Below are 6,315 nucleotides of genomic sequence, written 5' to 3' on the forward strand. Positions count from 1 at the left end.
CTGGCCGAGTTCTTCCGCGAGATGCGCAAGCGCAGCTTCGCCGACGCCATCGATCAGCACTTCCGCCTGGGCGACAACCTCAACCAGCGCGACGTCATCGCCGTGCGCAAGACCGCCTCTGGCCTGCTCAAGCTGCTCTTCCCACATGGGGAGTACCAGAAGGACGACGTGCGCCAGTGCCTGGAGTACGCCCTGCAGGTGCGCCGTCGGGTGAAGGAGCAGCTCAAGAAGATTGGGGGCATGGAGTTCTACGACGTCCATTTCAGCTACATCGACAAGGAGACGTTGGAGGAGCACTTCGTCTCGGTGAAGGAACAAGGTGGCGGCGGGCTGATCCCCGAGGGGCTCGGCAAGCCCGGTGTGGTGCACACCATCGGCCTCAGCGATAAGGGTATGCCCGGGGTCTACCGCATCGAACTCCAGGTCACCGCCGGCAGCGGCAAACTGGCCATGTCGGGGCTGTGGAACTCAACCGCGGCCAAGGAGCAGGTCAAGATGGCCTTCGACTACTTCAAGGCCAACGCCAGCCGCATCAGTGGCTCCAGCAAGGTGCTGGAGCACGACTTCCACCTGCATGTGGTCGACCTGCAGAACACCGGCGTGCTTCGCGACCTCGCCCTGGCCAGCCTGGTGGCTTTCTCGTCCGGGCTGCTGGGCCGTCCCACCCAGAGCCAGATGGTGGTGCTGGGCGACATGAGCCTGGGTGGCAGCCTTAAGCCCGTGGAGAACCTCGCCGAATGCCTGCAGGTCTCTTTCGACGCCGGCGGCAAACGCGTCACCCTGCCCATGGCCAGCGCTGCGGATATTCCCACCATTCCCGCCGAGCTGTTCACCAAGTTCCAGACCAGCTTCTATGCCGAGCCGGTGGACGCCGTGGTCAAGGCGCTGGGGGTGGAATGACCGCACTGTCGCTGCCGTACACAAGTTGAAAGGGGATAGACGTCGATGACTATGCCATCTGAGCGTACACGCGCCGTGATTCACGCTGGGGAGTTTCTGCAGAGGCTTTCGCTGGATGCCTCCCTCCCTGAATCTGTCCGCCGCCAGGCGAGGGGGTTGCTTCGTCACTATCCGTCTCGGGAAGAGATGCTACACGCCGGCCAAGTGGAAGAGCAGCTGACCGAGGGAACTCTCTTCCAGCCCATCTTCAGCTCCTCGATAGACGAATAGGCCGGCTCGACGCCGTAACACCATCCGGCGCCGCTTGCGCCACCACTCACGAGGCAACGCCATGAGTGCTGAACCCGAACTGATCCAGAGCCCCCTGAGCCAGACCATCACTCGCGACGGCCACTCCCTGCAGGTGGATATCTACCGCCTGGAGGAGGAGGTCGACTGGCTGCTGGAAGTCGTCAACGAGGATGGCACCTCCCATGTGTGGGACGACCGCTTCGCCACGGACCAGACCGCCCTGGACGCGGTACATGAAGCGATCGACGAGGAAGGCATCGCTGCTTTTCTGGACTGATGCTGGTACCAGTTGAAGCAACGGTAGTCCGCGTTGGCCATGGGCTACCCTGATAGCCACACTATCCGCTGGGTAGCATACCCATGATACAGCCCTCCCCTCCCCCGCAGACCCGCTAACCGGGCCATCGATATTCGTGACAGCTTCACACAGCCCCTGGAGAGTTTCCGCGAGGCATTGGAATGCCTGCGGAGCGACCGTTCCTGCATGGCCGCCATGCGCGGCGAGATCATCGTCTACCTGCGCAGCGGCTTCTTCCTGACCATTCCTGACGAGGTTTCATCCTTCGCAGCGGCGAGGTCGCACATGGGTAGATGTATGGTTGAAGATCCTCTACTAGTTTGCAGCCTTATCATGCGACTGGAGTAAGGGGAGGTATACATGAAGGAAAGGCCGCTATCGACCCAAAGCGGCCATGCTGGGAAAGGTAATAAGCTCGTTTATTGCTGTTATATGGAAGCCTCAATAAGAAGTCTCATTGAAATAATATATTTTGGAGTACAATATAATAATGTTGAACGAACGCGCTCGTTCAAGTGGTAAACAGCGCGCAGTAAGCAATGCTTTTTAGCGTGTCAATCCTTATTGCGAAGAGCTTGTTATGACGGCCGTATCGAGCTACCTGCAGGTACAGCAGGTAAACTGTTTCTACAACTACACCGTTGGCCTTGATGTCACCCACGTTGACCTCCTCAAGACGTCGGCCGCCCTTCTGAAGTCGGGTATCGTGAGGACTGTTTGTTTCTCGGATCTGAAGGCCGTATACCTTGACGATCAAGGCGACATCCAGCTCGAATGGCTTCGTCCTCAGGGACGTCGGTGGGATAATAGGTGGGCGGTCGCGTTCAGCGAGTCTTTGCCAGAGCATACCACCGAAGACCTCATCCTCTGCTTGGAGCTGTCATTCCATGAGCAACGTATCGAGGGCGAGGAGGCGCGGCAGATTTCTCCGTATTTGCGAGCTGCCCTGCCTCCAGTAGTACTCGAAAATGACAACTTGGCTCTGCCAGTCTACCCGTGGCTCAAGCTTCATGCTGACGGGCTCATGTCAATCTCCTTCCAGCTCGACACGACTTGGGCGAATCTTGAAGAAGAAGATTTCATACGCGATATCGTCAACCTGTTCCAGCGCTACTTTAAATGCGTTTGGATGCAGGCGACAGTTCAAAGGATAGATGGTGAAAAGCTCCTGCCTGACGCGTTCAAGGGTGAGATATCCATTGGCGGACAAGGCGTCGCTGATCGAAGGAGCCGTAATCTCATAAAAAAAATGAGACGGACGGCGAGAAGCACACTCGACGACTCCCTTAGCAAGGAAGGGCGATGTTTTGACCTGCATGGGGAGTCATGGCGGCTCCACCAGATCGCGGGTTCAGAGAACGAAGAGGAGTGGGAAGGGACCATTGATCTTTGCAGATCCATCTACGCAAACGTGGTAGCGTCAAAAATTGTCTCAAAGAACGACAGGAAAAATGGCCGAGGGGTAGGAATACAGTTGTGGCAAGGCCGACCCTCGATTTCCCTAATGCGCTTTGCCGACCAGCCGCAATCCAAGGAACAGTTATTCAACAGATACGGCCAGTCGATGTCTCGGATCCTGTCGCGTTCAGCCGGGATGGAGAATCCTCCACAGCTACCAGCCGACCTTCGTCCATTTACGGATTATTCCCTCCATGGTAACCGGGCAATTCTGCTATGGACTTGGCTGCGGCCACACGATGCGCCTGACAATGCCTGGGAAGACCCAAACACTAGGGCTGCGCTTTTAGAGAACCAGGCTAGGGCGGAACACTTTGAGTACCACAACATGCGTATTGCCCGTGCATGTGCCTTGGCGGGAGCACCACCCACTGATGAACACCTTGTGTATGCTTATGAAACGTTGGCTAACGCCGACACTGTAATTCACCAATCAAGCCAGGCTGGAGAGATTACGGATGCGCTTGAGAACTTGATGGCCGCCGCGGGCACAATTGGTCTCATCGAGTCAGGTAAGGAGCAGGCTCGATGGCACTTAGATAAACGTCGTTATACGGCCGAAAAGAGGCGCTCCCGCGTGGACCGATGGCTCGCTGCTGTGTTTGGCATAGTGGGAGCTGCAGGTCTGGCTGATCTGGTCGTTCGGCCTTTCCTGCAATCAACGTATCCCGACTGGACGGATTGGCTTACCGGGCTGGCTGCATTTGCACTTGCCTCGTCTGTTCTCGTGCTTTTGGCTATATTTATCGCTGTTGTTAACAAGATGCGAACGGAGTAAATGAAGACTATTCAGTCTGACACTAACAAATCGCTCAATGCAGGCTCGCTTAGCGAGGTGCCTTAGCTCAACCGTTCTATCTGCTCTGGCTAAACTTGCGCTCTTGGTGGATGAAGAACTTTAGGTTGCGCTGATGTATTGGTTTAGACAGCTGACGACCCAAAGCCGACATGCCGGCAAAGACAGCAGACACGTTCATCGGGGGTATGCAGCATGCGCGATGAATGGTGTTTTACTCCTACGCTATTCTTAATATATTAATTTCAATGAGTTAGCAGAGAAAGTGGTGCGCAGTATAACATTGTTGAAATGCATGCACGTTCATGCGATATCAGACCGTGCGGTCTATTACCTGTTAAGCGGCTTCGCATTTTCCCAAGCTGAACCATAAAGAAATTTACCGAGGTTAACGATGGGCCATAACGACCACCTTGAAGAATACTATCCGGATTTGCCAGAACAGGCGGGCGTTAATACAAGGTTAGGCTTCGAACCTAATAATGAATGGCTTTCATCAGCACCGCCTGACCTGCGTCATGAGGCAATGCGGAAATGGTTCCTGAGTCGTTTTTGGGACCCAGCGAATGATACACCTTACAATGGGCGCGAAGGAGGATATCTCTATATTCATGGCGGACCTTACGAAGCAGAGGATGAGTTGTATGGCAGGTTCGGCGATTTATTTGATGATGAGATAGTTCGTGCTGTAATTGATGATGTAGAGTCGGATGGGATATACGAATGGGCCCCAATACATACTGAGCCCGATTACGATGAATATTTTTCTTTTGAAGTTGAATCGGAAAATTCACCTTACCAACAATTCCTCCAGCGTTTGTCAGAAATTGATTCATTAAACGAGGCGGTTCTGGATTCTGAGCATAAAATGCTGCTACGCCAACTGCTCTATTCACATCTGATTGCTGCTTTAGAAATATATTTGTCAGACACTATGTCATATTGGGTAAAATCCGATGAGGACGTTTTTAAAAGATTCGTTTCAAGCTGCTCCGAATTTAAAAAAGAAAAATTATCGCTATCAAATATATTTGACCGTCTTGAGGCTCTAAGAGATCAGGTTGAGCAATATATACAGAAAACTGTCTGGCATCGTCTTGACAGGGTTATGCCGCTTTTTTCGAGTTCGCTGGATATCGAAAGGCAAGAAATTAAACAGCTAATGGAATACATTGTAATTCGTCATGACATAGTCCACAGAAGCGGAAGAACGAAGGAAGGTAGTCAAGTGGAAATCACACCAGATAAGCTATACGATCTACGTCACTGTGTTGCAAACTTTGTTGATAAAATTGAAGGAGAAGTCACCTCAAGAGGTGATTTTGAATTTTAGCCTTTTTCAAGAGCCGCTTAACAAGTTGCTGCACTCGGAAAAATTACTCGCTGCGCTCCTAATTTTCCGGTGAGCAAGGCGTTAGGCCTTTCCTATTGAATCGGGTCATGGTGACCTAAACAAAGATGATAATCTGGAGATGTAAGTGATCAATCGCGGTTCTGAATGGCATAGATGGGAGCCGCATATCCATGCGCCCGGCACTATCCTCAACAATCAGTTCGGTGTATCCGACCCCTGGAGCTCCTACCTCTCGACGCTCGAAGCCTTGACGCCGAGGGTCGAGGCGGTCGCGGTCACTGACTACTACGTTACCAACACATACGAGGAATTCCTTCAGCATAAGGATGCAGGCCGATTGCCCGACGTGTCGCTAATCTTCCCTAACATCGAGCTGCGCCTCGACGTGGCAGCGAAAACGGGCTTCGTGAACGTCCATTTGTTGGTCAGCCCTGAAGACCCTGAACACCTCTCAGAGGTGAAGCGCATCCTGAAGCGCCTTCAGTTCCATGCTTTTGGCGACCGCTTCGACTGCACGCGGGAGGAACTGATAAAGCTGGGCAAACATTCAGACACTACCATCACTGACGACGGCGCTGCGCTCCGACACGGCGCCACACAGTTCAAAGTCAACTTCGATCAATTGCGAAAAGTTATCGCCGAGAGTGAATGGGCGAAAAAGAATATTTTAATCGCTGTTGCTGGTGGTTCCAGTGACGGCTCTTCCGGCGTCCGTCAGGCCGCAGACGCGACCGTGCGTCAAGAGATAGAGAAATTCGCCCACATCATCTTCTCCAGCAACCCCGCACAGCGTGAATTCTGGATCGGCCAACGGAACGTCAGCGTCGAAGAACTGCGCTCGCGCTATGACGGGTGCAAGCCGTGTCTCCATGGCAGCGATTCCCACGACCGGTAGTTGTCAAGAAATCTGTCGCCTCTGAGATCATTCAGGCCACCTGTTTTTCCGGTTCAGCGACGGTGACCTGGAGCTCCCGCTCCGGGTTAAGAGACACGGTGCCAATCGGCGTCCAATTGCGGGTCTTGCCGCTCCAACGAGCGGGGTTGGCCGCACGCGCTGCCTGATTGATGGCATGCCGCTTTGCCAGCACGCCGGTATCCTCGCCAGCATGTCGCTGTGCCGGTGTCACCAGGCGGATCCCGCTGTGGCGATGCTCGTGGTTGTACCACTGCACGAAGCTGGCCACCCACTCACGGGCGTCGTCGACCGTGGCGAACCCA

At 53.9% G+C, this 6,315-nt stretch carries 6 protein-coding genes and 1 pseudogene; 6 read left to right on the forward strand and 1 reads right to left on the reverse strand.

Annotated elements, in window-relative coordinates; genetic code table 11:
- From Q358_RS0113725 to Q358_RS17600, 6 genes and pseudogenes are all read left to right on the forward strand, one after another.
- On the forward strand, positions 1-900 hold a 900-nt coding region (locus Q358_RS0113725; protein ID WP_027962507.1), incomplete at its 5' end, for a BREX system Lon protease-like protein BrxL.
- A 51-nt stretch (positions 901-951) separates the two neighbouring features.
- Complete coding sequence (locus Q358_RS19085) at positions 952-1,170, forward strand: BPSL0761 family protein (protein ID WP_342665560.1); 219 nt, start codon at positions 952-954, stop codon at positions 1,168-1,170.
- Positions 1,171-1,231: 61 nt separating this feature from the next.
- Complete coding sequence (locus Q358_RS0113735) at positions 1,232-1,468, forward strand: hypothetical protein (protein WP_027962509.1); 237 nt, start codon at positions 1,232-1,234, stop codon at positions 1,466-1,468.
- Positions 1,469-2,069: 601 nt separating this feature from the next.
- Entirely contained in the window at positions 2,070-3,725 is a 1,656-nt protein-coding gene (locus tag Q358_RS17590; protein ID WP_043488445.1) for a hypothetical protein, read from the forward strand.
- A 412-nt stretch (positions 3,726-4,137) separates the two neighbouring features.
- Positions 4,138-5,076, forward strand: coding sequence for a HEPN domain-containing protein (locus Q358_RS18715; protein WP_156940939.1), 939 nt, complete (start codon positions 4,138-4,140; stop codon positions 5,074-5,076).
- 145 nt (positions 5,077-5,221) lie between these two features.
- Positions 5,222-5,983, forward strand: a pseudogene (locus Q358_RS17600) (TrlF family ATPase); the annotation flags it as partial.
- 40 nt (positions 5,984-6,023) lie between these two features.
- Here Q358_RS17600 and Q358_RS0113760 read toward each other — a convergent pair.
- A partial coding sequence (locus Q358_RS0113760) for an integrase core domain-containing protein (RefSeq protein ID WP_027961936.1) occupies positions 6,024-6,315 on the reverse strand: 292 nt, incomplete at its 5' end.

The sequence above is a fragment of the Halomonas halodenitrificans DSM 735 genome, from assembly GCF_000620045.1.
In the GTDB taxonomy this organism is placed as follows: Bacteria; Pseudomonadota; Gammaproteobacteria; order Pseudomonadales; family Halomonadaceae; genus Halomonas; species Halomonas halodenitrificans.

Excerpts from the sequence above, each read along its gene's own strand:
- Q358_RS19085 (WP_342665560.1), top strand. The coding sequence starts at position 952 with ATGCCATCTGAGCGTACACGCGCCGTGATTCACGCTGGGGAGTTTCTG.
- Q358_RS0113735 (WP_027962509.1), top strand. The coding sequence starts at position 1,232 with ATGAGTGCTGAACCCGAACTGATCCAGAGCCCCCTGAGCCAGACCATC.
- Q358_RS17590 (WP_043488445.1), top strand. The coding sequence starts at position 2,070 with ATGACGGCCGTATCGAGCTACCTGCAGGTACAGCAGGTAAACTGTTTC.
- Q358_RS18715 (WP_156940939.1), top strand. The coding sequence starts at position 4,138 with ATGGGCCATAACGACCACCTTGAAGAATACTATCCGGATTTGCCAGAA.